The following is a 26031-nucleotide window of genomic DNA, read 5'->3' on the forward strand; positions in this document are numbered from 1 at the left end:
TTGATGTATATTTAATCTATAAATATAGGGTTTTCTCCATGGTTGAACCACGATGCAGAGGCTATCTTTGACCCCCACTGCCCGGACATTCGCTGGACAGCGAACAACCGTTGTGTGCGTCCAGCGACCGTTGCACGCCCACCCTCCCGGCCACACGCCGATCAACTCACAAAGAAGGGGACACCATGTACAGCTGCAACACCTCGATGCCCGGGTCCAAGCACCGGCACCTTCGCCGCATCGGCCGCGCCGTGCTTTCCCTGCTGCTGGCCGGCGCGGCCGCCCTGCCGGCCGCCGCCCAAGGCAGTGACACCATCACCACAGCCAAACTGGGTGCGGTGTACGCGCTCAGTGGGCCGGTGGCAATCTACTCGGCGACCATCAAGAACGCACTCGACATGGCGCTGTCTGAACTCAACGCCCAGGGCGACCTCAAGATCGACCTGATGCTGGAGGACGACCGCTCGACGAAGGACGACGCGATCAACGTGTACCAGAAGTTCATCCAGCGCGACAACGTCCTGTTGATCTTCGGCCCCTTGATTGGTGGCCAGGTATTTGCCGCTGGTCCGCTGGCGCAGCGGGCCAAGGTGCCGGTGATGCTCACCTCAGTGGCCACGCCGGGGGTCACCGGCATTGGTGACTACATATTCCGCACCTCGGTGGAGTCCGCCACCATAATTCCCGCGACGGTGAAGGTCGCCAAGGAGCAGCTCAAGAGCGTCCGCGCGGCCCAGATCTACACCAACGACGACCAGTTCAGCGTGGGCGAGTTCAAGGCCTACCAGGCCGCGCTCAAGGCTGCGGGCATCCAGATCGTGGACGTGGAGACCCTGCGTACTGGCGACGTGGATTTCTCCGCGCAGCTCACCAAGATCAAAGCGGTCAACCCCGACACGCTGGTGATCTCCTCGCAGGGGCAGGAGGCCGTGGGCATCATGACACAGGCGCGCAAGCTGGGTCTGGACAAGGTTCGCTTCATCGGCGGCAACGCGTTCAACGCCGTTGGCGTGGTGAAGGACGCCGGCGCCGCGATGGAAGGCGCGCTGTCGGCCACGCCCTGGTTCCTATCAATGGACCATCCGAAGAACGTCGAATTCGTCAAGAAATACCGCGAGAAGTACAAGTCCGACCCGGACTGGTTGGCCGCGCAGACCTACGACGCCATGTACATCGTCAAGCAGGCTCTGCTGGCCGCTAAGATCGGCAAAGGTGACAGCGTAGCCGTGGCGCGTAGCAAGTTGCGCGACAGCCTGGCCGCGATCAAGACCTACGACGGCGTGCTCGGCCATATCGAGTTCGACGAGAAGCGCGACCCCCATGTAGCTGGTGCCGTCATCAAGGTGCAAGGCGGCAAGCACGTCATCGCCCGCTAAAGCCGCGCGCAGTCCAGGAAGCCCGTCATGCTCAGCCAGCAGATCATCAACGCACTCTCGCAGGGGGCTTTCTACGCACTATTCGCAGCTGGCCTGACACTGATCTTCGGTGTGCTGGACATCCTGAATATGGCGCATGGAGCCGTGTTCATGTGGGGTGCGATGCTCTCCTGGTACCTCATGAGCGCCCTGGGGGTGAACTTCGGTTTTGCCCTGCTCATCACCATCGTCTTCTGCGGCCTCATGGGCCTACTGCTGGAGCACGCGGCCTTCAGGCCCTTGCGGGGCCGAAGCTCGGGGCACCTGCCGCCCCTGGTCTCGAGCCTGGCGCTGTCCATCGTGCTGGTGCACGTGGCCGAAAAGATCTTCGGTACCCGCGTGGTGCGCTACCCCGACGACGCCGTGCCCTTCGCCCAGTCCGTCGAGGTCGGTGGCGTCCAGGTGTCCCTGCTGCACGTGGTGCTCCTGGTCGTGGCCCTGGTGCTCATGGGCGCCCTCTGGTACATGGTGGCGCGCACGCGTTTGGGCCGCTCCATCCGCGCCCTGCAGGAGAACCCCAAGGTGGCGCGGCTCATGGGCGTGGACGTCGACCGCACCATCGCCTGGATGTTTGTCATCGCCTCCGTGCTGGCCGGCATCGCGGGCGCGTTCCTGGGCGTGGCCTACAACTCGGCCTCTCCGTACATGGGGAACTGGGTCGACCTCAAGGGCTTCGCGGTCATCATCCTCGGTGGCATGGGCTCCATTCCTGGCGCGCTGCTGGGCGGGATGCTGATCGGTTTTGCAGAAATCGGCACCGTAGTCTACCTGTCGTCCGACTACCGTGACGCGGCGGTCTTCGTAGTGCTCATGGGCATGTTGCTGCTCAAGCCGTCGGGTCTGTTGGGCTCGTCGCGTGAAGTGAGGGCTTGAACGTGCAAGCAATCGTCGACTTCTTCGGTTCCTACGGCTTCCTGATCTACTTGGTGGCGCAAAACGCCGTGCTGGCGCTGAGCGTCTACATCATGTTGCTGGCGGGCCAGCTCTCGCTCGCCTGCATCGGCTTCATGGCCATCGGGGCGTACTCGTCGGCCCTGCTGTCGATGAACGCCGGGGTGCCGTACCCCTTCTCGCTGGTGTTAGCCGCGATGATCTCCGCAGGCATCGCCTTTCTCATCGGCGGGCCCATCCTGCGCCTGAAGGGCGTCTACCTGGCCATCACCACCGTGGGGTTTGGCGAGCTGGTGCGCTTCACCGTGCTGAACTGGGACTACGCCGGCGGCGCCATGGGCCTGAGCGCCATTCCCGCGGCCACCGAAACCTGGCATGTGTTTGCCTTTTTAGTGCTGCTGCTCTACGGTTTCCACCAGCTGCGGCATTCACGCTACGGGCGCGCGCTGGTGGCTATCGGCCGCGACGAGATGGCCGCGCGCACTATGGGCATTCCGACCACGCGCTACAAGATCGCGGCCTTTGTGGCGGGCGCAGTGATGGCCTCAGTCGCTGGCAGTTTCTCGGCGCACCACACCAACTACCTTTCGCCATCGGAGTTCAGCTTCTTCGCAGCCGTGTTGGTGCTGATCTACGCGGTCTTCGGCGGGCTGGGCAGCTATTGGGGGCCGGTGCTCGGGGCCATTGTGCTGACCCTGCTGCCGGAGGTGTTCCGCTTCCTGCAGGACTGGCGAATGATCATCTATGGGGTGTCGGTGCTGGTCGTGGTGGTCTTTGTGCCTGATGGCTTGCTGGAGGTGCGCAAGCTTTTTCGACGCCGCAAGGACCGCGTGGCCCACGCTGATCCGGCCATGGAAGGGCCCAAGGCATGAGCCTGCTGCAACTCGATGGCGTCTCGCGCAGCTTCGGCGGGGTCAAGGCCGTAAACGGCGTGAGTTTCACGGTGGAAGCCGGTCAGCTCTATGGCGTGATCGGCCCCAATGGCGCTGGCAAGACCACGCTGTTCAATCTCGTCACCGGCCTGATCCGGCCCGACGGCGGCCGTGTCGTTCTCAATGGCGTGGAAACCACGCGCAAGTCGCCCGAGCAGATCGCGCAGCTGGGCATCGCCCGCACCTACCAGACGATCCGCCTGTTTGACACCATGAGCGTGCGCGAGAACGTGATGGTGGGGGGCACATCGGCCTGTCCTACCACCTGCTGGATGTGTTTACCGCGCGCCGACGCTTCCGCCACGGCGAGCGGGCGCTGCGCCGGCAAGTGGAGGTTCTGCTCGACACCGTGGGGTTGTCGCACCGTGCCGAAGACCCGGCCGCGGCATTATCTTATGGCGAGCAGCGCCGCCTGGAACTGGCGCGTGCGCTGGCCGCCCGGCCCAGCCTGCTTATGCTGGACGAGCCGGCTGCGGGCATGAACACGCGCGAGGCGATCGAGCTGTCGGACCTGCTGCGCCGGCTGATGGCCGCGGGCGACCTCACGGTGGTCATTATCGAACACAACGTGCGGCTGATGATGGGTCTGTGCGACCGCATCGCCGTGATGAACTTCGGACAGAAGTTGGCCGAGGGCCTGCCGGCCGAGGTGCGCAAGAACCCCTCCGTTGTCGAGGCCTACCTGGGAAAATCCGCATGAGCATGCTAGTGGTCGAAGACGTGGTTACCGCCTATGGGCAGATCGTCGCGCTCAATGGCGTGTCGCTGGAGGTCCATGACGGCGATGTGGTCTGCCTGCTGGGCGCCAACGGGGCGGGCAAGAGCACGCTTATCAACACCATCTCCGGCATCCTGCGGCCCCGCTCGGGTTGCGTGGTGTTCCAGGGTGAGAACGTGGTCGGCCTCAAAGCGTCGCGTATCACCGACCGCGGCATCGTGCAGGTGCCCGAGGGACGCGGCATTTTCACCCAGATGACGGTGCACGAGAACCTGCTCATGGGGGCGCATCTGCGTCGAGACACCGCTGGAGTGCAGTCGGACATCGACGCAGCCTACGCGCGCTTTCCCGTGCTGGCCGAACGCCGAGCGCAGAAGGCCGGTGTGCTCAGTGGCGGGGAGCAGCAGATGCTGGCGCTGGAGCGCGCGCTGCTGTCGCAGCCCAAGCTGCTGCTGCTGGACGAGCCCTCGATGGGCCTGTCGCCCATCATGGTCGAGAGGGTGTTCGACAACATCCGCCAGATCGCGGCCACGGGCGTGACCATCCTGCTCGTGGAACAGAACGCCCAGCTGGCCCTGGAGATCTCCAGCCGTGCTTACGTGCTGCAGAACGGCGAGATGACCATGTCGGGCTCGGCCAGCGAGCTCCTGCAGAGCGATCTCGTACAGGATGCCTACTTGGGCGCGGCGTGAGGGAGAATTAGCGATGAACGTGCACGCGGACCAACTGCTCACCCTCACGCAGAACATCCTGTTGGCGTGGGGCATGCGCGCCGATGACGCCCGGACCACCGCCGAGCTCATGGTCGAGACCGACCTGCGCGCTATCGACTCGCACGGCGTGTCGATGCTGCCCATGTACGAGAAGATGCGCAAGCAGGGCACCTTGAACATGGCACCCTCGCGTACCTTCGTGCGCGACACGCCGGTGCTGGCCCTGATCGACGCCGACCGGGGCCTAGGCCATCCGGTCGCGCGCGAGGCCATGCTGCTGGCGTGCGAGAAGGCACGCCACAGCGGCATCGGCGCGGTGGGGGTGCGCAACTCGCACCACTTTGGCGCCACCGGCCTGTACGCCGAGATGGCGGCGCAGCACGGTATGCTGGGTTTTGTCACCTCGTCCACCAGCGTGGCGGGCGTGATCCCCACGCGCGGGGCCGATCCGCTGCTGGGCACCAATCCTATCGCCTTTGCGGCCCCCGCCGCGGGCCACGGGCCTTTCGTGCTCGACATGTCCACCTCCACCGTCGCCGTCAACAAGGTCAAGGTGTACGCGCTCAACGACCGTGAGCTGCCGGCCGGCTGGGTCGTGGACGGCCAGGGGCGGTCCGTGCAGGATTCCGCGCTGGCGCTGGCGCTGTGCCATGCGCAGCACGACGGCGGCCTCACCCCGCTGGGGGGCGACAGCGTGACGGGCGGGCACAAGGGTTACGGCCTGAGCGTGATGGTGCAGATCCTCGCCAGTGCGCTCACCGGCGGCTCGTTTTCGCCGGTGCGCAACCGACAGGCCAACGGTCCGGTGCCGCACAACATCGGCCACTTCTTCCTCGCCATCAACCCCGGCGCGTTCCGCGACGAGGGCGAGCTCGAGCACGACGTCGCGCAGGTGATCGACGTGCTTAAGGGATCGCGGCCCGTGCATGCCGATTGGCCGGTTCAGGTGGCGGGCGACCCGGAGCGCGCCGCGCGCCGCGAGCGCGAGCTCAGCGGGATTCCCATGCCCGAAACCCTGCTGGCGCAATTGCGTGCCATCGCCGACAATGCCAGTGTGCCTTACACACTTGTGGGGGCTTGAGGCGTATGACATCTGGTGCGCGCGTCTGGCACTGCGGCGGCATTGCCTATCCGTGGCACACGGACGGGCTGGTGCTGCACTTGGCCATCGGGCCAGACTTGGTCTGCTTGCGCGTGGATCGCAACGACCTCTCGTTGCACGAGATCAGCCGGCTCACGCTCGCCGCGCCGGTGCAGTACGTCTGGCCGCATCCCCACAGCAACCTGCTCTACGTCGCCTGCAGCAACCGGCCGATCTCCAAGGCCGACGACCTGCACCTGCTCGCCACCGTGGTGGTGGATGAGCGCGACGGCACCATGCGCCTGCTCGCCCAGGTGCCGCTGCCCACACGTCCGATCCACCTGACGCTCGACCCCACAGCGCGCCACGCGCTGGTGGTCTACAACGCACCGGCACGCATCACTGCGCACGCGATCGATGCCGAGGGCCGCGCGGGCGAGGTGCTCCCGCAATCGCCCGAACCGCGCGTCGGCGTGTTCCCCCATCAGGTGCTCATGCTGCCCTCGGGTGAGGCGGCGGCGATGGTGGTGGTGGCGCGCGGCAACCACGCCGTGCCCGGCCGGGACGAAGAGCCCGGCTCGTTCGAGTTTCTTGCGCTTGATGGGGAGCGGCTGGCCCACACCGCCTCGGCGGCTCCGGGAGGCGGCCGGGGCTTCGGGCCGCGCCATCTGGAGTTCCATCCCGATGGTCGCTGGGCCGCGGTCTCGGTGGAGCGACATAACGAGTTGCACATCTACGCGGTGGTGCGCGACCGTTTCGCCGAGGCGCCGGCGTTTCGTGTCTCCACGCTGGACGTGCCGCGCGCCGACAGCCATGACCAGCTCTGCGGCACCGTGCACTTTCACCCATCCGGGCGCTTCCTGTACGTCGTGAACCGCCATGACACGGCGGTATATGGCGACGGCAGCGTGCCGTCCCCGCTAGCGGGCAACAACATCGCTGTTTTTGCCTTCGACGCCGACACCGGTCAGCCCGAACTTCTGCAGCACGTGCCGACCGAGAGCGTACACGTGCGCACCTTCTCGTTCGACGCCAGCGGCGAACTGCTGGTGGCCGCCAGCATTCTGCCCGCGCTGGCGCGGCGCGGCGACGCGGTGGAGCGCGTGCCCGCGCGGCTGACCTTCTTTCGCTGCGCACCCGATGGGCGTCTGAGCCTGGCGCGGGTGCAGGACATGGACAACGACCGCCTGAACCTTTTCTGGTCGCACCTCAACGGCAGCGTGCGTGGCGCCTAGCTGCCGCGCCCACGCGGGCGGCGCTGCTGATGGTTAAGCAGGCTTAGGAACGCAGAAATAATCAAAATACTTTCGTCATGGCGAGGCCCCAGGCCGTGGCGATCCATGCCCCCGATTCGTCATCGCGAACGAAGTGCGGCAATCCATCGTCGAAAAAGCGCAGTCATGGATTGCCGCGCTTCGCGATGACGGGCATGTTGGTAACTTCCTGTTCCCTTAGGGAGCTACAAGGGCTTCCCCATTTGTCAAGCAATTTCAGGCCTTGGTAAGTAAGCGTCCGGCCATCCCTTTCTTGAATTTGCCCGGCTAAGCGGCAAGGATGGCGCCCACCAAGAAATCTAAGTGGACACCATGAAAGACTCCAAGAAGATCACCCGACGGCGTCATGACCCCGATCTCAAGGCGCAGATTCTGAGCGAGTGCGAACAGCCCGGAGCGTCAGTGGCGAGCGTGACGATGTCGCACGGGATCAATGCCAACGTTGTGCACAAGTGGCGCCGCCTGACAAACGCGGGCGCCGCGCCCTGTGCAGATGCCGCCTTCATTGCGGTTGCACTCCCCGCGCCGGTGGCCACGGCGGCGCATGACATCGGGGTGGAACTGCGCCGAGGCGCCATGACGATGACGATCACCTAGCCGGTCGCCAGTACCGGCGACTGTGCGGTGTGGATGCGCGAGTTGCTGCGGTGAGCAGACGCTCAAATTCTTCGTCCAGCTGTATGCAGTCGAGCGCGAAGTGCATGAACTGGAGGCCCCCGAGCGACGGCAGATACGGCAAGAGCGCAGCCGCCCAGTGGCCGATGCGCTGCACCTGTGGCTCACGCAACAGCGCCGCAAGCTGCCCGAGGGCTCAGCCACGATCAAAGCCATCGACTACAGCCTCAACCGCTGGGCAGCGCTGACGCGCTACCTCGACGACGGGAACTTGCCTGCCGACAACAACCGGGTGGAGAACCAGATCCGGCCGATCGCCAATGGGTGCTCGAACGGGCTGTTCGCCGGATCACTGCGGGCGGGACAGCGTGCGGCCGCGGTGATGAGCCAGGTGCACTCGGCACGACTGAACGGGCATGATCCCTACGCGTACCTGCGACTGGGTCTGTGTTGAAAAGACGCCAGCGGATCAGTTTGGGCTCGTTTACTGCGTTGTTGGCAGAAAGACTAGCCTACGTCGCAAGATGACTGGAGAATCAGTCGACTACCGTCGGTAGCTTCAGGCTGTTTCGCGACTGGGAGGTGCTTCGTTTTTTGAACCCCTGTAACCTCAAATCGGAGTCCTCGGATGGCGCGTTTGACACCGAAGCTCTCACGGGTTGGCGAAGCTCGGCATGTCTGCACTCAACGACTTGCTGGACTCCGAGGATCTCCAGTTCGGATCCAGTGTCGTGGAGGAGTCTGCCTTGGTCTGGCCCACCGCTAAGGCATGCAACGAGTTCAAGGCTGCGGGGCAGAGCGAAGCAAAAGACCCAAGAGCCAAGCAGTTTCGTTGGATTGCCGCGACAACACGAATTATTTTCTTACCGCTTGGTGGATGCTAATCTGCTCGTGGGTTTATGAAAAGGGGGCCTCCAAATTCGTTGGGGGTATTTTTGGGGGTATTGGAGATTATTCAAATCTTGAAACCTATTATTCATAAGGGTTTTGAGGCTTTATGTGAACGACTCCGTTCAGTACATTGACTTCCAACTGGCTATACGTAAATGGAAGTTGCCTGAAGCCCCGCCCCGTGCGGGGTTTTTTGCTTTGGGCTCCTGACTGGGGCATTCCCGGGACAGGCCAAAAAGTGGTCTCAAAGCCGTTTTGTCTCAGAACCTTCTGACTTTTATGGGTACGGAGCAAATTTTGTGTGAGCCGCGGGGATTACTGCGATTCAATTTGTGACCCCCAAACCTATGCCAGGTCAGTTTGATTGAAATGCCTGAGTCTTCTGAATTACCTTTTTGATCAATTTGGCGAACCGTGGCTCTTGCCTAGCAAGTTCAGAAACGTTTAGGTAAAAGCCCATCATCACTTGGGCAATCTTTCCACGAAGACGAACTGTGACCTGGTCTGCTGTGGGGCTACCTGATCGGTCAGGACTACAGCTTTGGCCAGGCCGTGCTGCGCGAGGCCCGGCGCCAGTTGGGTGTGCAGCGCCCCGATGTGCAGATCGGGGGCGACGAGTTCCAAAGTCGAGCGCCCCGTCGCTTGTGGCGACACGCGCGCTTTTGGGTTCCATATTGGAAGGATGGGGCCGGCCGCGACACCAGCGATGCTGCCGGAACTCATGCGAATGCTGGCATCCCGTTGAGCGGGTAAAACACTACAGGAAAACAGTTGACGTATGAAAATATGAAAAGTAATATATTTCTTGTGCTCTTGTGCAGACAAACTAAGCACGACAGTCCATGTTCAGATTCCAAATCCAACCCGGTGCTCGTTGACTATGAAAATTGCTGTTCTCGGTGGGGGCCACGGCTGCTACGCCGCCGCTGCCGATCTGTCGGAAGCTGGTCATGAAGTGCGGCTGTGGCGCCGCGACGCCGCGGCGCTGCAACCGGTGATCGACACCGGGGCGATCGTCCTCAAGGACGCCGACGGATCGCGCGAGGTGCGGATCGCACATGCTACGGCGGACATCGGCGAGGCGCTGCTGAACGCGCAGCTGGTCCTGATTCCGAGCCCCGCCGTCGCGCAGGCCGACATCGCGCGCGCGATGGCGCCGCACCTGGTGAGCGGGCAGGTCGTCTTCCTTGCCCCTGGCACCTTCGGTAGCTACGTAATGGCCCGGTTGGTGCGCGACGCCGGCAACATGGCGCAGGTGGCTTGGGCCGAGACCGGCACGCTGCCCTATCTGGCGCGAAAGCACGGCGAGCGCGAAGTCAATGTGACCATCCGCGCGGTGCGCCTGCCCACAGGTGTCTATCCGGCGCGCGATGAGAAGCAGGCCATCGCCGTGATCCGCCAGGCCTATGCGAGCGTGCACGGCTGCGGCGATGCGCTGTCGGGTGCATTGATGAACGCCGGACCGGTGATCCATCCGCCGCTGATGGTGATGAATGCGGCGCCGCTGCAGCACTTCGAGCGCTGGGATATCCACAACGAGGGTACGCAGCCCGCGGTGCGCGCCGTCACCGACCGACTCGACCACGAGCGTATCGCGGTGCGCGAATCGCTCGGCTACGGCGGCCCGCATTACCCCCTGGCCGACCACTACGACAACGACCAGTGGATGTACGGCGATGCGCACAGGCAACTCGTCAAATCGGGCGATTGGCGCGAGAACATCGATCTGCACACGCACCGGTACATTACCGAGGATACCGAACTCGGCCTTGCCTTCCTCGCGTCGGTTGCGCGCTGGAGCGGCACCGACGCGCCGATCGCCCACGGCCTGCTCGCGATCGTCGGCGGCTTCCTCGGGCGCGACCTGCGTCACGGCCCGCGTACCCTTGAGGCGCTGGGTCTCGCCGGCATGAGTCGCGAGGCGCTGCAGCAACGCCTGCACGACGGAGCCTGATGATAGCCCGCTTCGCTGCCGTGGGAGCGGGCCGCATGGGGCGCGGCATAGCCATCGCGTTTGCCTATGCCGGCCACCGCATCGCACTCGTCGACCTGCGCCAGCGCTCGCCCGAGGCGTGGCAGCGGCTGTGCGAAGAAGCGCGCGACGAGATCCGCGCCAGCCTTGACGGCCTGGCGCAGCTCGGTGCGCTGCAGCCGGCGCAAGTCGAAGCCATTGCCGCGCGGGTGGAATTGGTCGATGCCGATGGCGCACCGGCCGCACTTGCCCGGGCCGAGCTGGTGTTCGAGGGCGTACCCGAGACGATGGCGGCCAAGCGCGACGCCTTCGAGCAGATCAACCGCCATTGCAGCGACGACGCCATCCTGACCTCGACGACCAGCAGCATCCTCGTGACGCAACTGGCTGAGCTGGTGCACCGCCCTGAGCGCTTCCTCAACATGCACTGGCTCAACCCGGCCTACCTGATTCCGGTGGTCGAGCTGAGTACGCATGCCGGCACCGATGCCGCGGTGGTAGCACGCACGCGGCAGCTGATGGAGGCGATCGGCAAGCTGCCGGTGCTATGCGGCGCCACGCCGGGTTACATCGTGCCGCGACTTCAGGCACTGATCATGAACGAGGCCGCGCGCATGATCGAGGAGGGCGCTGCCACGGCCGAGGAGATTGACAAGGCCACGCGCTTCGGCCTCGGCCTGCGCTTCGCTGCCCTCGGCGTGGTGGAGTTCATCGACTTCGGTGGCAGCGACATCCTGCACCATGCCAGCCGTGAGATGGCGGCCTCCATCGATGCACATCGCTACGCCGCGCCGGCCATTGTCGGCCACATGGTCGAGCAGGGGCACCTCGGCGTCAAGACCGGCAGCGGCTTCTACGATTACGCCGGCCGCGACCTGGCGGCCTACCGGCGCGACGTGCTGGCGCGCACGCTGGGCATGCTGCGCCACGCCGGCCTGTGGCAAGCGCCGGCAGACTCAACGCAGCCCTGAGATACTCATCTTCATGCCTGCCATCCGCCGCGCCTTCGCCGATCTGTCCCACGGGCAGATCCACTATGCCATCTGCGGCGACACGGCTGCGCCGCCCATCCTGTTGTTACACCAGACGCCGCGCAGCTGGATGGAGTACCGCGAGGTGCTGCCGCTGCTCGGGCAACGCTTTTGCGCCATCGCCATGGACACGCCCGGCTTCGGCGACTCCGCGCCGTTGCCCGGGTCGGCGAGTATCGAACGCTGGGCGGCGGTGGCGGTCGAACTGCTCGATGCGCTGTCCATCGCAAGGGCTCATGTGCTTGGCCACCACACCGGTGGCGTGATTGCCCTTGAGATCGCGGCCTCGTTTCCGTCACGTGTTGCCTCGCTGGTGCTGTCCTCGACGCCCTTCACTGGCGAGGCCTTCCGCCGCGCGCGGCGCGAACGGCCGCCCATCGACGCGGTCGAGCTGCGCGCCGATGGCAGCCACCTGGCGGCGTTGTGGCAGCGTCGCCAATCCTTTTATCCGACGGGCCGGCCGGAACTGCTGGAAGCTTTCGTGCGCGATGCGCTCAAGGTGTCGGGCGACGTCGAGGGTGGGCACCGCGCCGTCGCCTCGTACCGCATGGAGGACCGCATCGGCCGCGTGACCCAGCCGACGCTGCTGGTACGCGCCAGTGGCGATCCCTTCGCGTCGCCGCATGTGCCTGAACTGCAGGCGCACCTGCCCCAGGCACGCGTGGCCGACATCGATGGCGGCATGGTGCCGCTGCCGGACCAACTGCCACAGGCCTTCGCCCGAGCCGTGCTGGCCTTTCTTGAAGCTCAGCCATGAAGGCGATGCGCATCCACGCGTTCGGTGATGCGCCATGTCTCGACGAGGTCGAAGCGCCGCGACCCGCACCTGGTCGCACCATCGTCGAAATGCATGCCGCCACCGTCGGCCATATCGATCGCACGGTCTGGGAAGGGCGCTTCCTGCATCACCCGCCGATGCCCTACATCCCGGGCGTGGAGGCCGCGGGCGTGGTTCGGTCCAGCGGCCGCTTTGCCATTGGCGAGCGGGTGTGGCTGCGCGGCTGCGGGCTGGGCATTCGCAGCGACGGCACCTGGAGCGAGCTGATCGGTGCACCCGACGAGGCTATTGGACGGCTGCCCGACGCGGTATCCATGGCGCTCGGTTCGGCCTTCTTTTCACCCTGTACCTCGGCCTGGGTGGCGCTGCACGAGGTAGCGCGTGTGCAGGTCGGTGAACGGGTGCTGGTGACTGGCGCCACCGGAGCGGTCGGTTCGGTCACGGTGCAGCTTGCGCTCGCCATGGGCCTGCGGGTGCATGCGGTCGTACGTGATGCGGCGCAGGCGGCGCGGCTGCCCGTCGGGGCCGATGCGGTGCTGGCCGAGCACATGGCAACGTCGGACACAGACCTTGCGGTCGATGCGCTGATCGACACCGTTGGTGGCGCGCTGTTGCCGGCCATGCTCCGATCCGTCGCGCCGGGCGGGCGCGCTGTGCTGGTTGGCTACACCGCGGGCCAGGCCGTCTCGCTCGATCTGCCCGAACTGCTGCAGCGCGATGTCGTCCTGCTGCCGCTGAACATGCTGCGGCGCGAAGCGGCCGGCCGAGCGGCGGTCCCCCAGCTGTTAGAGCGTCTGAGCGATGGCCGGCTGTGCTTGGAGGTCACGCGCTTTCCGCTGCACGAGGCTGCCGCCGCACTGGCATGGATCACTCAACGCGGCCATCGCGGGCGGGCGGTGCTCGCCCCGTCGGCCTGAACGCGCATTCGACGTTCAGGTGTCCAGGACCGGCGTTCCGTGCAGCTCGATGATGCTGCGCAGGGTCGACTTGAGTTCCTCGGCACGCTGCAGGCCAAAGGGTTCGAGCACACGCTGTTCGTGCTCGCGCGCCAGCGGAATCAGGCGTAACACCATGCGGTTGCCAGCCGGGGTGATGGTCACCAGGGTGATGCGCCGGTCACCGTCCTTGTTCAGCCGCTCCACATAACCCGCAGCCTCCATGCGGTCGAGCAGGCGGCTAACCGTCGACTGCTTGATGGTCGTGATTTGCGCGATGTGGCCGATGCTGATCGGCTCGCTTCCGGCCAGCGCGGCGAGCACCCGCCATTCGGACACGGTGAAACCGTTGGCGTTGACGACAAGGTGGAACTCACCCGAGATCAACCGGCTTGCCTGCGCCAGCAGCGCCGGCAGATAGTCGTCGACAAAACGAGCCGAGTCAGTGCGTGAGGTCTGCATGTCCTTATTGTGCATTGATGAGGGTTTCCACCTAGATCATGAAAACATGATTTATCATATATTTAATCATAAACTAGTTTTTTATGCGACTAGCTGTTGATTGCGCCTGTTGCGCCTCATGGGGATCACTATGGCTGAGCGTTCGTTTGTCGAAGAAGTCAAGAAGCTGAGGCTGGGTGCCGGCGAGGTGTTCCGCGGCGAGGGCATCCTGGCCGTCACCAAGGCGTTGCTCGAATCCGGCGTGGCCTATGTGGCGGGCTACCAGGGTGCGCCGATCTCGCACCTGATGGACGTACTGGCCGACGCGCAGGACATTCTTGCCGAACACGGCATCCGCTTCGAGAACAGCGCAAGCGAGGCGACCGCGGCGGCAACGCTCGCCGCCTCCGTGAACTACCCGCTGCGCGGCGCGGTGACCTTCAAGTCGACCGTCGGCACCAACGTGGCCTCCGACGCACTCGCCAACCTGGCTTCCGGCGGCGTTACCGGTGGCGCACTGATTGTCGTCGGCGAGGATTACGGCGAAGGTTCGTCCATCATGCAAGAGCGCAGCCATGCGTTCGCGATGAAGTCCCAGATCTGGCTGCTCGACCCGCGGCCCAACCTGCCGTGTATCGTCGATGCGGTGAAGCAGGGCTTCGAGCTGTCGGAGGCGAGCCACACGCCCGTGATGTTGCAGCTGCGCATTCGCGCCTGTCATGTGCACGGCGAGTTCGTCGCCGCCGACAACCGCCGCTCCGCATTCACCGTGCGCGATGCACTGGAGACACCGCAGCGCGACGTGAGCCGCATCGTGCTGCCACCGGCGAGCTTCGTGCACGAGCACGAGAAGGTGACCGAGCGCTGGCCGGCCGCGGTGCGCTTCATTGAAGAGCGCGGACTGAATGAGTTTTTTGCCGAAGGCGCAGACGATATCGGCATCGTGGTGCAAGGCGGCAGCTACAACACGCTGCTGCGCGCACTCGAGCGGCTGGGCGTGGCCGACGTCTACGGCAATTCCAAGATTCCACTGTATGTGATGAACGTCGCTTATCCCGTCATCGACAGTGAGGTGTTGCGCTTCTGTGAAGGCAAGCGCGCCGTCCTGATGGTCGAGGAAGGGCAACCGAATTTCATCGAGCAAAATGTCGCGACGATTCTGCGCCAGGGCGGCGCCACAACGACGCTACACGGCAAGGACATCCTGCCGATGGCCGGTGAATACACCGCGAGCGAACTGCTCAAGGGCGCCCGTGCCTTTCTTGAACGCTACGGGCGCGTCGAGCCAGTGATGGAACCGACACCGGTAGCTGCGCCGGCCCGTCCCGCGCCCGAGCCGGAGATGCTGGCGCTGGCACCGCTGGCCGACAGCGTTAATGCGCGCCCGCCGGGCTTTTGCACCGGTTGTCCGGAGCGGCCCATCTTCAGCGCGATGAAGCTGGTCGAGAGCGAACTGGGCCCGCATCATATCAGCGCTGATATCGGCTGCCATTTGTTCTCCATCCTGCCGCCGTTCAACCTTGGCAACACCACGATGGGCTACGGCTTGGGTGGCGCCGGCGCGTCGGCGCTCAACGCGCCGGATGGCAAACGCGCGATCAGCGTGATGGGCGACGGCGGCTTTTGGCACAACGGGCTGACCAGCGGCGTCGCCAACGCGGTGTTCAACCGCAGCGACAACCTGACTGTCATTGTCGACAACAGCTACAGCGCGGCCACTGGTGGGCAAGACATCATGTCGTCGACGGCACTGAACCCGACACGCAGCACCGGCCATGCGATCGAGAAGGCGGTGCGCGGCGTCGGTGTCAAATGGGTGAAGACCATCCGCCGCACCTACGACGTGGCCGGCATGCGCGATGCGTTGAAAGAGGCGCTGACAACTGGTGAAAAAGGCCCCAAGGTGCTGATCGCACAGTCGGAATGCATGCTTAACAAGCAGCGCCGCGAAAAACCGCTGGTGCGCAAGGCGGTGGCCGCGGGCAAACGCGTAGTGCGCGACCGCTTCGGCGTCGATGCCGACACCTGCACCGGAGACCATTCCTGCATCCGCTTGAACGGCTGCCCCTCGCTGTCGATCAAGCCGAACCCCGATCCGCTGCGCACCGACCCGGTGGCCACCGTACTCGACAGCTGCGTGGGCTGCGGCGTCTGCGGCGAAGTGGCCCATGCGGCGGTACTGTGCCCATCGTTCTACAAGGCGCAGATCGTCAGCAATCCGAGCCGCTGGGACCGGCTGCGCCAGCGCGTGCGCGCGGTCCTGATCGGCTGGCTGCAAGAGCGCGAGGCGCGCCAGCGCGCGCGCTACGCGTTCTGAGCCACGCACCCAAAACAGACGCACCGATGAACTCGACACAACCCATCAAAATCGCAATCCTCGCCATGGGCGGCGAGGGCGGCGGTGTGTTGGCCGACTGGATCGTCGATCTTGGCGAGCACAGCGGCTACCTGGCGCAGACTACCTCGGTGCCCGGCGTTGCGCAGCGCACTGGCGCGACCATCTATTACGTCGAGCTGTTCCCGAAGCAGCAGGCCGAGAGCGACGGCGGCACACCGGTGCTGGCGCTGATGCCACTGCCCGGCGATGTCGACGTGGTACTGGCCTCCGAGCTCATGGAAGCCGGCCGCGCGGTGCAGCGCGGCCTGGTCACACGCGACAGGACCACGCTGATTACGTCGACGCATCGCGTCTATTCAATCGCCGAAAAAAGCGCGATGGGCGACGGCCGTGTCGACAGCACGCAACTCCTCGCGCATGCGAACGGCGCCGCCAGGCGTTTTGTGCGCTTTGATATGGCCCAAGCCGCCGAGGAGGCCGGCAGTGTGATCAGCGCCGTGCTGTTTGGCGCGCTTGCGGGCACCGGTGTGCTGCCGTTCAACCGGGCCCAGTTCGAGGCGACGGTGGAGCGAGGCGGCGTCGGCGTGAAACCCAGCTTGAAAGCCTTCGGTGCGGCATTCGATCGTGCGCAGAGTGGGGCCGAGATACCCGACGCGCAAACTGCAACGCCAGCCGCCGCGCCGCCTCGGCCTCAGCATCCCGCGGTGCGCGCGCTGGTCGAGCGCGTGCAGCAGCAGTTTCCGGCCTCCGCCCACCTCCTGCTGTTGGAGGGCGTGCGCCGCCTGATCGACTACCAGGATCCGGCGTATGCGGGCACCTACCTCGAGCGCATGGGCAAGGTATGTGCGCTGCCGGCCCATGATGGCGGCCGGCTGGTCGACGCCACTGCGCGCCATCTCGCGCTGTGGATGTCCTATGAAGACACGGCCCGCGTCGCAGCGCTGAAGACGCGCGCGTCGCGCTTCGAGCGCGTACGCGACGAGGTGCGCATGCAGGCGGGCCAGGTTCTCGCGATCAACGAATACATGCATCCGCGCCTGCAGGAAATCTGTGAGACGCTGCCCGCCAGCATCGGCCGCTGGCTGATGGGCTCGAGCGGCCCACGCCGGCTGGTGGAGCGCTTCACGAAGAAGGGCCGCGTCATCCAGACCAGTTCGCTGCACGGTTTCCTGATGCTGCGTTGCGTCGCCGGTATGAAGCGCTGGCGACGTTCGACGCTGCGCTTCATGCAGGAGAACCAGCTCATCGAGCAATGGCTCGAGCGCATCGCGCAGACGGCTTCCTTCAACCCGGCGCTGGCCGTGGAAATCGCCGAGTGCCAGCGCTTGGTCAAAGGCTACAGCGACACGCACGAACGCGGCCAGCGCAACTACGAGATGCTGATGGCAGCAGTCGAGCGCGCCGGTGCACAACTGGCGCCCGCCACGCTGCGCGAACTACGCGACGCAGCCCTCGCCGACGAGCACGGCAACAAGCTGCGTGCCGCACTGGCGCAGCACGCGCTCGTCTGAAGAGGAGCCGACATGATGGCCCACGAAGAACCTGCCACCCTCGCTTTGCGCGTCGTCGAAGCACGCGCCTTGAATCCCTTGATCCGCATGTTTCGACTGCGTACCGGGGATGGATCTGCCTTGCCGGGCTACACAGCCGGCGCGCACCTACGCGTGCGCGTCAAACTGCCCGACGGCAGCTACGACTGGCGCCACTACTCGCTAATCAATCCCGAGGCCCGGCAAGGCGCGACCGACGCACCAGCCGACTATGTGATTGCCGTTCGCCGCGAGGACGATGGCCGTGGCGGTTCGCGCTTCATGCATGACCGTCTGAACGAAGGCGACACGCTGACGGTCGAGGTGCCCAAGAACGATTTTCCGCTACACATAGGCGCCGCGCGCACGGTACTGGTGGCGGGCGGCATCGGTGTCACGCCGCTGGTCAGCATGGCCGCGCGCTGCAAGACCGAGGGCGCGCCGGTGCGCATGCACTATGCCGGCCGCAGCCGCGACCTGATGGCCTTCCTGCCCGAACTGCAGGACTTGTTGGCAGATGATCTCGTGGTGCACGCCGACGCTGAAACAGGTGCGCCATTGAATGTTGAGGCGTTGCTGGATGGCTGCGGCGCGCAAGATCAGCTCTACGTCTGTGGCCCCAAGGTGATGCTCGACGCCGTGCTGGTCGCCACCCAGGCACGCGGCTGGACCCACGACCACGTGCACTTCGAGCTCTTCACCACGCCGGTGATCGAGGCAGGTGATCACTGCTTTGAGGTCGAACTGGCCCAGTCCGGTCGGCGCTTCACCGTGCCGGCCAACCAGACTGTCCTGGATTGCCTGATCGAGCACGGCTGCGACCCGATGTTCGACTGTAAGCGAGGCGAATGCGGCGTATGCTCTGCGCCGGTGCTCGAAGGCGATATCGACCATCGCGATTACTTTCTCAGTGATGCCGAGAAGGCCTCCGGCAAGGTGATGCAGGTCTGTGTGTCGCGCGTGCGCGGCTCTCGGTTGGTGCTGGACATCTGACGGCCGTTCAAGAAAGAGAGGCGTTTCCAATGACTTCCTACCGTAGCAACCCCGACGCTGTACGCGCGCTGGTTAGGCCAGACCGCGTGCACCGCGATCTCTACATCGACCCGGAGCTTTTCGCGCTGGAGCAGGAGCACTTCTTCGCCAACACCTGGAACTACCTCGGGCACACCAGTCAGATTCCTAAACCGGGCGACTACTTGACGGTGGATATTGCAGGGCAGCCACTGATCGCCGTACGCCACACCGACAATACCGTGCGCGTGATGATGAACCGCTGCGCGCACAAGGGCTCCAAGGTGGTGAGCGAGCCCTGCGGCAACGCCGGCAAGTTCTTTCGCTGCCCCTATCACGCCTGGACTTTCAAGACCGATGGCTCACTGCTGGCGATTCCGCTGAAGAACGGTTACGAGGGCACGAGCCTGAAGGACTGCGAGGCGGCGCGTGGCCTGGCCGCGGTGAAGAACGTCGAAACCTTCCGTGGCTTCATCTTCGCGAAGATCAACGATGTCGGTCCGGACTTCAAGGCGTATTTCGGTGACTCGCTGTCCTCGATTGACAACATGGCCGATCGTTCTCCCGAAGGCGAACTCGAGATCGCCGGCGGCGTTCTCCGCTTCATGCACAATTGCAACTGGAAGCAGTTCATCGAAAACCTGAACGACACCATGCACCCGATGGTGGTGCACGAGTCGTCGGCAGGCACTGCGAAGAACCTTTGGGCTAGCCAGCCAGCAGACGCGCCCAAGCCGATGGCAGTGGAGCAGTTCGTGCCCTTCGTCTCCGACTACAAGTTCTTCGACGACATGGGCGTGCGCGTGTTCGACAATGGGCACAGCTTCTCGGGCGTCAAGTTCAGTATCCACTCCAAGTACTCCGGCGTGCCGGAGTACGAGGCGGCAATGGCTACGGCTTACGGCGAGCAGCGTGCGCACGATATCCTGAGCCTGACGCGGCACAACACCGTGTATTTCCCGAGCCTGACCATCAAGGGCGCGATCCAGACGATACGCGTTGTGCGGCCGATCGCTGTCGACAAGACGCTGATCGAGAGCTGGAGCTTCCGTCTCAAGGGCGCGCCGCCGGAACTGCTCAGGCGCACCACCACCTATAACCGCCTCATCAATTCGCCGTTCTCGGTCGTCGGGCACGACGACCTGCGCGCCTACCGTGGCATCCAGGAGGGATTGCATGCCAGCGGCAATGAGTGGATCAGCCTGCACCGCAACTTCGACGAAGGCGAGATTGACCAGCCAGATTTGACGACGAACGGCACCAGCGAGATTTCAATGCGCAACCAGTACCGCGCCTGGGCCAGGTACATGACGCTGACGATGTCTGCCGGGAAGCCGGGAGACGACGCATGAACGCCGCAGATGTGACTCGCGAGCAGCTTGTCGACTTCGTCCATGCCGAGGCGCGCATGCTCGACGCCAAGCGTTTCGATGAATGGAACACGCTCTTCACCGACGATGCTTTCTACTGGTTGCCGGCCACGCCCGACCAGCCGGATCCGGACAACTGGACCTCGCATCTGTACGAGGACAAGCTGCTGCGCGACGTGCGCATTGAGCGACTGAAGAGCGCGCGCGCATTTTCGCAGCAGCCGCCCAGCCGTTGCCACCATCTGCTGCAGATACCGCATATCGAGGTGTTCGAGCCAGGTGAGAATCGGTTCGTCACGCGTACCGAGTTTCACTATACCGAGGCGCAAGGCGACGAACTACAGTTCTACGTCGGCACCTTCTTCCACCACCTGACGCTGCGGGACGGCGCGCTGCGCATGACCCTCAAGCGCGTGAATTTGCTGAACTGCGATGCCGCGCTACCGGCCGTGCAGTTGTTTATCTAGGCACGCCATGCACGCCACCGTCCACGATGTTTTCCGCGCGACAGCGGCGCGCACACCCGGCGCGGAATTCCTGTTTACCGAATCGGTGACGGCCGCCGCCTACGGCATCAAGGCCGGCCCGATTCGCTGGGGAGAAGCCGCGGTCGAAGTCGAACGCCTGCGGGCCGCCTACGCGCGCGCCGGCTATGGCCACGGCCATCGTGTCGGCCTGTTGCTGGAGAATCGCCCCGTATTTTTGTTCCACTGGTTCGCGCTCAACGCATTGGGGGTCAGCGTGGTACCGATTAATGCCGAGATGCGCGCGGCGGAGCTGGCCTACCTCATCGGGCACAGCGAGATCGGCCTGGCCGTCACGCTGCCGGTGCGCGCGGCCGACCTGCGCGCGGCGGCCACCGAGGCCGGCGTTGTCTTCGAGACGATGGATGCCGAGGCGACCGGCGCGGTGCCGCCCGCGAAGACGGCGCCGCCGCGCGTGGGCGAGGCGATTGGACTGAGCACCGAATGCGGCCTGCTCTACACCTCGGGCACCACGGGCCGGCCCAAGGGCTGCATACTGGACAACGCCTACTTCCTCCACGCTGGCGAGTGGTATGCAGCGCTTGACGGCGTGTGCGGCGTCCGGCCCGATGCCGAGCGTGTCATCACGCCTCTGCCGCTCAACCACATGAACGCGATGGCGTTCTCCGCCATGGTGGTGCTGGTTGAGGGTGGTTGTCTGGTGCAGCTCGACCGCTTCCATCCAACGACCTGGCTGCGCAGCGCGCGCGAAAGCCGTGCCACGATCGCGCACTACCTGGGCGTGATGCCTGCGATGCTGCTGTCCGCGCCAGCTTCGGCGGCGGATCGCGAGCACTTCATCCGCTGGGGCTTCGGTGCCGGTGTCGACCGCATGAACCACGCGCCCTTCGAGGCCCGCTTCGGCTTTCCGCTGGTCGAGGCCTGGGCCATGACAGAGACCGGCGCCGCCGCCTGTGTGATGGCCCATCGCGAGCCACGCCTCGTCGGCACGAGCTGCTTCGGGCGACGGCAGGACTATGTCGATATCCGGCTGGTCGACGACGCGGGCCGTGACGTGCCCATCGATGCGGCGGGTGAACTGCTGGTGCGCTCCGCCGGTGACGATCCGCGGCGCTATTTCTTTTCCGGCTATCTGAAAGACGAGGAAGCTACGCGCGAGGTTTGGGCAGGCGGTTGGTTCCACACGGGCGACCTGGTGCGGCGCGATGCCGAGGGCAACTTCTTCTTCGTCGATCGCAAAAAGAACGTGATCCGTCGCAGCGGCGAGAACATCTCGGCGGTGGAGGTGGAGAGCGTGCTCAACCAGCATCCCGCGGTGAAGGCCTCGGCCGTCGCCGCCACGCCGGACGCGGTGCGGGGCGATGAAGTGCTGGCGTGCATCGTGACGCGCGACGCCGTTTCCGGACACGAGCACGTGCAGATTGCCGAGAGCATCGTCAGGCATGCACTCGATCAGTTGGCCTACTACAAGGCACCCGGCTACGTGGCCTTCGTGCAGGAGCTCCCACTCACCGCCTCGCAGAAGATCCAGCGCGGGCAGTTGCGCGAACTCGCGCAGACCCTGCCAGGGCAAAACCACTGCGTCGACACGCGCGCCATGAAGAAGAGGCAGGGCTGACATGGGTCGCCAGCGACTTTCCTATGAAGGCGTCGCGTTGGCCGTGCCGGTCACCGTGCCCTATGTGCGCTACTCGACGCTCGGTGCTCACTGGTTCATCGGGCAGGCCCTCGAGGCGCTGGTCCGGACCGGCGGCGTGCCGAAGGCGCAGATCGACGGCCTGTGCTTGAGCAGCTTCTCGCTCGCGCCGGACACCGCGGTTGGCGTGACCCAACACATGGGCCTGTCGCCGCGCTGGCTCGACCACGTGCCGACGGGCGGCGCCTCGGGCGTGATGTGCCTGCGCCGCGCGGCGCGCGCGGTGCAAGCGGGCGATGCCGATGTCGTCGCCTGCGTCGCCGCCGATACCAACCATGTCGACTCATTCCGCCAGACGCTGGGCGCCTTCAGCAACTTCGCGCGCGATGCGACCTATCCTTACGGCTCAGGCGGACCGAACTCGATCTTCGCCTTCATCACCGCCAACTACATGCGCACTTACGGCGCCACGCGCGAGGACTTCGGCCGCATTGCGGTGGCCCAGCGCAGTAACGCGCTGAAGAACCCGCATGCCATGTTCAAGAAGCCGCTGACGCTCGACGAGTACATGGCCGCGCGACCGATCTCGGATCCGATCCACCTGTTCGATTGCGTGATGCCCTGCGCCGGTGCTGAGGCCTTCCTGGTCATGAGCGAGGAGCGGGCACGCGACTTGGGGCTGCCGCACGCGGTGATTCGTGGTGCGATCGAGCGCCACAATGCGTTTGCCGACGATCCGGTGATGGTGCGCGGCGGGTGGCGGGTGGATCGCGACGATCTCTATGCGCAGGCGGGAGTGCAGCCCGCCGCTATCGATTTCGTCCAGACCTACGACGACTACCCGGTGATCGTGATGATGCAGTTTGAAGACTTGGGTTTCTGCGAGAAGGGGGAAGGTACGGCCTTTGTCCGTTCCCACACGATGACCCACGCGGGCAGCTTTCCCAACAACACCAGCGGCGGCCAGCTGTCGGCCGGGCAGGCTGGCGCCGCAGGCGGTTTTCTTGGCATGACCGAGGCGATTCGTCAGCTGACCGATGAGGCAGGGCCGCGCACCGTGCCCGATGCGCAACTGGGTCTGGTGGCGGGTTTCGGCATGGTGACCTATGACCGCTGCCTGTGCACCGGCGCGGTGATCCTCGGGAGGCCCGCATGACGATGCCTTTGATGCGCCCCAAGCGCAAGAACCCGGTCCTGCGCACGCGGCAGATGAACCTGCCGCCGTGGGCGCGCGGGCGCGTCGCGCTCGGCATCACCGCGGCCGCTGCCGAGGGCCGCTTCGAGCTGCAAGCCTGCGAGGACTGCGGCACGGTGCAGTACCCGCCGCGCGAAGCCTGCCACAAGTGTCTGTCGCCGCGCCTGTCCTGGCGCGAGCAATCGGGTGAAGGCGAACTGCTCGGCACCACGACCTTGCACCATAGCAACGACCTGTTTTTCCGCGAGCGCCTGCCATGGCGGCTCGGCCTCGTGCGCCTGGATGTCGGCCCGACGCTGATGGTTCACCTGCACGGTGAGGTCGGCGATGCACCTTCGCGCGTGCGTGTCGGTGCGCGGCTCGACCGGGCCGGGCAGGCGGTATTGATTGGATTTCCGAAAGAGGGGAGTGCCCATATGGCCGATGACAAGATGCTCCGAGAAATGACCAGCGACCCCAAGTTCCGCAAGGCACTGGTCACCGACGGCAAGACCGAGGTCGGTCAGGCGGTCGTGCGTGCGCTGGTCAAGGCTGGCGCTGACATCGTCTGGGTCGGCCATGCTGAGCCCTGGAAGAAGATGGGCGGTCTGGACGACATCAGCGCGCTGCCCCAGGTTACGCTGGTGCCGCTCGACCTGACCAACGGCCGGTCGGTGACCGAACTGGCCGGCGAGATCGGCGGCAAGGTCGACATTGTGATCAACAACGCCGAGGTGCACCGCAGCTTTGGCATTGGCGCGCGGCGCGGCACCGATGTCGCCAGGGCCGAAATGGACATCAACTACTTCGGCCTGCTGCGCCTGGCGCAGGAGTTCGGCCCGGCCCTGAAGGGCCGCTCCGCGGATGGCGCGACGGGCGCGACCGCCTGGGTCAACGTGCTGTCGATCTACGCGCTGAGTAACTTTCCGCCGCACGGCACCTTCAGCGCCTCGAAAGCCGCGGCGCACTCGCTCGCGCAATGCCTGCGCGCCGAAATGCGGCCGGCCGGCATCCGCGTGATCAACCTGTTCCCCGGCCCGATCGACGACGAATGGAACCAGCACACGCCGCCGCCCAAGCTGGCGCCGGGCGTACTAGCGAACGCGATCGTGAAGGCGCTGCGCGATGGCATCGAAGACGTCTACCCGGGCGATGTGGCGCAGGAATGGCTGGAGCGCTGGCGCGACAACCCCAAGGTGCTCGAGCGCGAACTGGCGGCCGGCGGCAGCTGATTCCTGAGGAACCGAACGATGACGACAACCACGACGACCCCCACGGCTGAGTTGCTTGGCGGCCTGGCGACCGCACTCCTGACAGGCCGCATCCGCGTGATCGACCTGACGCAGACATTGACACCGGAGTTTCCGCAGATCGCGCTGCCGCCCGAGATGGGTCAGTGCTGGCCCTTTCGCATTGAGGAGGTGTCCAAGTACGACGAGCGCGGGCCCGGCTGGTACTGGAACAATTTCTCCTGTGGCGAGCACACCGGCACCCACTTCGATGCGCCGATCCACTGGATTTCCGGGCGCGACCTGCCCAACAACTCGGTTGATACCATTCCAGTCCAGCATTTCGTGGCACCGGCGTGTGTCATCGACTGCTCCGACCAGGTCAAGGCCGACCACGACTACCTGATGACGGTGGCCGACATCGAGCGCTTCGAGGCAGCGCACGGCCGTATTCCCAACGGCGCCTGGGTGCTGATGCGCACCGACTGGTCACAGCGCCACGATCCCGAGGCCTACCAGAACTTCGACGAGACCGGCCAGCACACGCCGGGACCGAGTTCCGAAGCGGTGCAGTTCCTGGTCGAGCAGCGCGACGTGCTGGGTTTCGGCTCCGAAGCCATCGGCACCGACGCGGGACAGGGCTACCACCTGCGCCCGCCGTATCCGTGCCACTATTTCATGCACGGCGCAGGGCGCTACGGGCTGCAGTGCCTGAGCAACCTCGACCTGCTGCCGCCGACCGGCGCCATCCTGATCTGCCCGCCGCTCAAGATCCAGAAGGGCAGCGGCAGTCCGCTGCGCGTGCTGGCACTGGTAGAGAGTCGCGCATGAGCATGACAAAAGTCGCCACGGTCACCGGTGGCAGCGCCGGCATCGGCAAGGCTATCTGCCAGGATCTGCTCGAGCGGGGCTACGAGGTGGTATCACTGGCACGGCGATCGAGCGGCATCGAGCACCCAAAGATGCACAGCATCGAGGTCGACCTGATGGACCGCGCGGCCACCGCTGAGGCGGCGCGCGAGCTGGTACGCCGCTTCGAGGTGACGACTGTCGTGCATAACGCCGGCGTCATCCGCTCGGCGCTGCTGGCGGATGTGAAGCTCGACGATCTCGATGCGCTGGTCGACCTGCACCTCGGTTGTGCCATTCAACTGGTGCAGGCTGCCCTGCCGGCGATGCGCGCGCAGCGCTTCGGCCGCGTGGTTCTGCTGTCGTCGCGCGCCGCTCTGGGCCTGGCCACGCGCACCAGCTACTCCGCCACCAAAGCCGGCATGCTGGGTATGGCGCGCACCTGGGCGCTCGAACTCGCGCCCGACGGCATCACGGTCAACGTCGTCGCGCCGGGGCCGATTCGCACTGACATGTTCTATGACGTGGTGGAACAGGGCAGCGACAGGGAGCGCGCGCTGGCCGCCTCGGTGCCGGTGAAGCGACTCGGCGAGCCGGCCGACGTGGCACGTGCCGTTTCTTTTTTCGCCGACCCGGGCAACGGTTTCGTGACCGGGCAGGTGCTCTACGTCTGCGGCGGCACCAGTGTCGGCAGTCTTTCCCTTTAACCCCTCGAAGGAAACC

At 65.1% G+C, this 26031-nt stretch carries 25 protein-coding genes and 3 pseudogenes; 26 read left to right on the forward strand and 2 right to left on the reverse strand.

What is annotated here, in order from left to right:
- The first annotated feature begins 185 nt into the window (after nucleotides 1-185).
- The 12 genes and pseudogenes from EUB48_RS08040 (at nucleotide 186) to EUB48_RS08085 (ending at nucleotide 8523) form a co-directional block, all read left to right on the forward strand.
- Entirely contained in the window at nucleotides 186-1376 is a 1191-nt protein-coding gene (locus EUB48_RS08040; RefSeq protein WP_142818406.1) for an ABC transporter substrate-binding protein, read from the forward strand.
- A 27-nt stretch (nucleotides 1377-1403) separates the two neighbouring features.
- Entirely contained in the window at nucleotides 1404-2288 is an 885-nt protein-coding gene (locus EUB48_RS08045; RefSeq protein WP_142818407.1) for a branched-chain amino acid ABC transporter permease, read from the forward strand.
- 2 nt (nucleotides 2289-2290) lie between these two features.
- Complete coding sequence (locus tag EUB48_RS08050) at nucleotides 2291-3178, forward strand: branched-chain amino acid ABC transporter permease (protein WP_244618424.1); 888 nt, start codon at nucleotides 2291-2293, stop codon at nucleotides 3176-3178.
- Nucleotides 3175-3450, forward strand: a pseudogene (locus EUB48_RS21945) (ATP-binding cassette domain-containing protein); the annotation flags it as partial. The gene EUB48_RS08050 and the pseudogene EUB48_RS21945, both read left to right, overlap by 4 nt.
- Before the next feature lie 116 nt (nucleotides 3451-3566).
- Nucleotides 3567-3650: pseudogene (locus EUB48_RS21950) on the forward strand (hypothetical protein); the annotation flags it as partial.
- Between the two features lie 66 nt (nucleotides 3651-3716).
- Nucleotides 3717-3938 (forward strand): ABC transporter ATP-binding protein C-terminal domain-containing protein, encoded by a 222-nt coding sequence (locus EUB48_RS21955; protein ID WP_338052446.1) that lies wholly within the window; start codon nucleotides 3717-3719, stop codon nucleotides 3936-3938.
- Nucleotides 3935-4648 (forward strand): ABC transporter ATP-binding protein, encoded by a 714-nt coding sequence (locus EUB48_RS08060; protein WP_210411708.1) that lies wholly within the window; start codon nucleotides 3935-3937, stop codon nucleotides 4646-4648. The genes EUB48_RS21955 and EUB48_RS08060 overlap by 4 nt, the downstream gene beginning before the upstream one ends.
- Nucleotides 4649-4661: 13 nt before the next feature.
- On the forward strand, nucleotides 4662-5750 hold the full coding sequence (locus EUB48_RS08065; RefSeq protein WP_142818409.1) for an Ldh family oxidoreductase: 1089 nt from the start codon (nucleotides 4662-4664) through the stop codon (nucleotides 5748-5750).
- A 5-nt stretch (nucleotides 5751-5755) separates the two neighbouring features.
- The gene (locus tag EUB48_RS08070) at nucleotides 5756-6985 is read left to right on the forward strand and encodes a lactonase family protein (protein ID WP_142818410.1); all 1230 of its coding nucleotides are present in this window, start codon (nucleotides 5756-5758) and stop codon (nucleotides 6983-6985) included.
- Nucleotides 6986-7336: 351 nt separating this feature from the next.
- A complete protein-coding gene (locus EUB48_RS08075; RefSeq protein WP_142818411.1) occupies nucleotides 7337-7621 on the forward strand; it encodes a transposase in 285 nt (94 codons plus the stop codon).
- 52 nt (nucleotides 7622-7673) lie between these two features.
- Nucleotides 7674-8078, forward strand: a pseudogene (locus EUB48_RS08080) (IS66 family transposase); the annotation flags it as partial.
- A gap of 235 nt (nucleotides 8079-8313) precedes the next feature.
- Nucleotides 8314-8523 (forward strand): hypothetical protein, encoded by a 210-nt coding sequence (locus EUB48_RS08085; RefSeq protein WP_142818412.1) that lies wholly within the window; start codon nucleotides 8314-8316, stop codon nucleotides 8521-8523.
- 469 nt (nucleotides 8524-8992) lie between these two features.
- On the opposite strand, the gene EUB48_RS08090 is transcribed toward EUB48_RS08085, so the two are convergent.
- A complete protein-coding gene (locus EUB48_RS08090) occupies nucleotides 8993-9364 on the reverse strand; it encodes a hypothetical protein (RefSeq protein ID WP_142818413.1) in 372 nt (123 codons plus the stop codon).
- Nucleotides 9365-9410: 46 nt separating this feature from the next.
- On the opposite strand from EUB48_RS08090, the gene EUB48_RS08095 reads away from it, so the two are divergent.
- The 4 genes from EUB48_RS08095 to EUB48_RS08110 are packed head-to-tail and all read left to right on the forward strand — an operon-like array spanning nucleotide 9411 to nucleotide 13228.
- On the forward strand, nucleotides 9411-10484 hold the full coding sequence (locus EUB48_RS08095; protein ID WP_142818414.1) for an NAD/NADP-dependent octopine/nopaline dehydrogenase family protein: 1074 nt from the start codon (nucleotides 9411-9413) through the stop codon (nucleotides 10482-10484).
- Nucleotides 10484-11473: a 3-hydroxybutyryl-CoA dehydrogenase gene (locus EUB48_RS08100; protein WP_142818415.1), complete on the forward strand. Its 990-nt coding sequence runs from the start codon at nucleotides 10484-10486 to the stop codon at nucleotides 11471-11473. Before EUB48_RS08095 ends, EUB48_RS08100 begins: the two co-directional genes overlap by 1 nt.
- A 13-nt stretch (nucleotides 11474-11486) precedes the next feature.
- Nucleotides 11487-12290, forward strand: a complete 804-nt coding sequence (locus tag EUB48_RS08105; protein WP_142818416.1) for an alpha/beta fold hydrolase — start codon at nucleotides 11487-11489, stop codon at nucleotides 12288-12290.
- Nucleotides 12287-13228, forward strand: coding sequence for a quinone oxidoreductase family protein (locus tag EUB48_RS08110; RefSeq protein WP_142818417.1), 942 nt, complete (start codon nucleotides 12287-12289; stop codon nucleotides 13226-13228). Before EUB48_RS08105 ends, EUB48_RS08110 begins: the two co-directional genes overlap by 4 nt.
- A gap of 15 nt (nucleotides 13229-13243) precedes the next feature.
- Here the strand turns inward: EUB48_RS08110 and EUB48_RS08115 are convergent, their stop codons facing one another.
- Nucleotides 13244-13708 (reverse strand): MarR family winged helix-turn-helix transcriptional regulator, encoded by a 465-nt coding sequence (locus tag EUB48_RS08115; RefSeq protein ID WP_142818418.1) that lies wholly within the window; start codon nucleotides 13706-13708, stop codon nucleotides 13244-13246.
- A 130-nt stretch (nucleotides 13709-13838) separates the two neighbouring features.
- Here EUB48_RS08115 and EUB48_RS08120 point away from each other — a divergent pair, with 130 nt between their 5' ends.
- Genes EUB48_RS08120 through EUB48_RS08165 form a run of 10 tightly spaced genes read left to right on the forward strand, consistent with a single transcriptional unit; the run spans nucleotide 13839 to nucleotide 26015 of the window.
- The gene (locus EUB48_RS08120) at nucleotides 13839-16004 is read left to right on the forward strand and encodes a thiamine pyrophosphate-dependent enzyme (RefSeq protein WP_142818419.1); all 2166 of its coding nucleotides are present in this window, start codon (nucleotides 13839-13841) and stop codon (nucleotides 16002-16004) included.
- Nucleotides 16005-16030: 26 nt separating this feature from the next.
- Nucleotides 16031-17536 (forward strand): indolepyruvate oxidoreductase subunit beta family protein, encoded by a 1506-nt coding sequence (locus EUB48_RS08125; RefSeq protein WP_142818420.1) that lies wholly within the window; start codon nucleotides 16031-16033, stop codon nucleotides 17534-17536.
- Between the two features lie 12 nt (nucleotides 17537-17548).
- Nucleotides 17549-18547: a PDR/VanB family oxidoreductase gene (locus EUB48_RS08130; protein ID WP_244618364.1), complete on the forward strand. Its 999-nt coding sequence runs from the start codon at nucleotides 17549-17551 to the stop codon at nucleotides 18545-18547.
- A gap of 29 nt (nucleotides 18548-18576) precedes the next feature.
- Nucleotides 18577-19917 carry an aromatic ring-hydroxylating dioxygenase subunit alpha gene (locus EUB48_RS08135; protein ID WP_142818421.1) on the forward strand — a complete coding sequence of 447 codons (1341 nt, stop codon included), beginning with the start codon at nucleotides 18577-18579 and terminating at the stop codon, nucleotides 19915-19917.
- Nucleotides 19914-20402: an aromatic-ring-hydroxylating dioxygenase subunit beta gene (locus EUB48_RS08140; RefSeq protein ID WP_142818422.1), complete on the forward strand. Its 489-nt coding sequence runs from the start codon at nucleotides 19914-19916 to the stop codon at nucleotides 20400-20402. The genes EUB48_RS08135 and EUB48_RS08140 overlap by 4 nt, the downstream gene beginning before the upstream one ends.
- Nucleotides 20403-20409: 7 nt before the next feature.
- Nucleotides 20410-22038, forward strand: coding sequence for an AMP-binding protein (locus EUB48_RS08145; protein WP_142818423.1), 1629 nt, complete (start codon nucleotides 20410-20412; stop codon nucleotides 22036-22038).
- A gap of 1 nt (nucleotide 22039) precedes the next feature.
- The gene (locus tag EUB48_RS08150) at nucleotides 22040-23212 is read left to right on the forward strand and encodes a thiolase family protein (RefSeq protein WP_142818424.1); all 1173 of its coding nucleotides are present in this window, start codon (nucleotides 22040-22042) and stop codon (nucleotides 23210-23212) included.
- A complete protein-coding gene (locus EUB48_RS08155) occupies nucleotides 23209-24462 on the forward strand; it encodes an SDR family NAD(P)-dependent oxidoreductase (protein WP_142818425.1) in 1254 nt (417 codons plus the stop codon). Before EUB48_RS08150 ends, EUB48_RS08155 begins: the two co-directional genes overlap by 4 nt.
- A gap of 18 nt (nucleotides 24463-24480) precedes the next feature.
- A complete protein-coding gene (locus EUB48_RS08160) occupies nucleotides 24481-25290 on the forward strand; it encodes a cyclase family protein (RefSeq protein WP_142818426.1) in 810 nt (269 codons plus the stop codon).
- The gene (locus EUB48_RS08165; RefSeq protein WP_210411709.1) at nucleotides 25287-26015 is read left to right on the forward strand and encodes an SDR family oxidoreductase; all 729 of its coding nucleotides are present in this window, start codon (nucleotides 25287-25289) and stop codon (nucleotides 26013-26015) included. The genes EUB48_RS08160 and EUB48_RS08165 overlap by 4 nt, the downstream gene beginning before the upstream one ends.
- The last annotated feature ends 16 nt before the right edge of the window (nucleotides 26016-26031 follow it).

Source organism: Rhodoferax sediminis (genome assembly GCF_006970865.1).
GTDB lineage: Bacteria > Pseudomonadota > Gammaproteobacteria > Burkholderiales > Burkholderiaceae_C > Rhodoferax_A > Rhodoferax_A sediminis.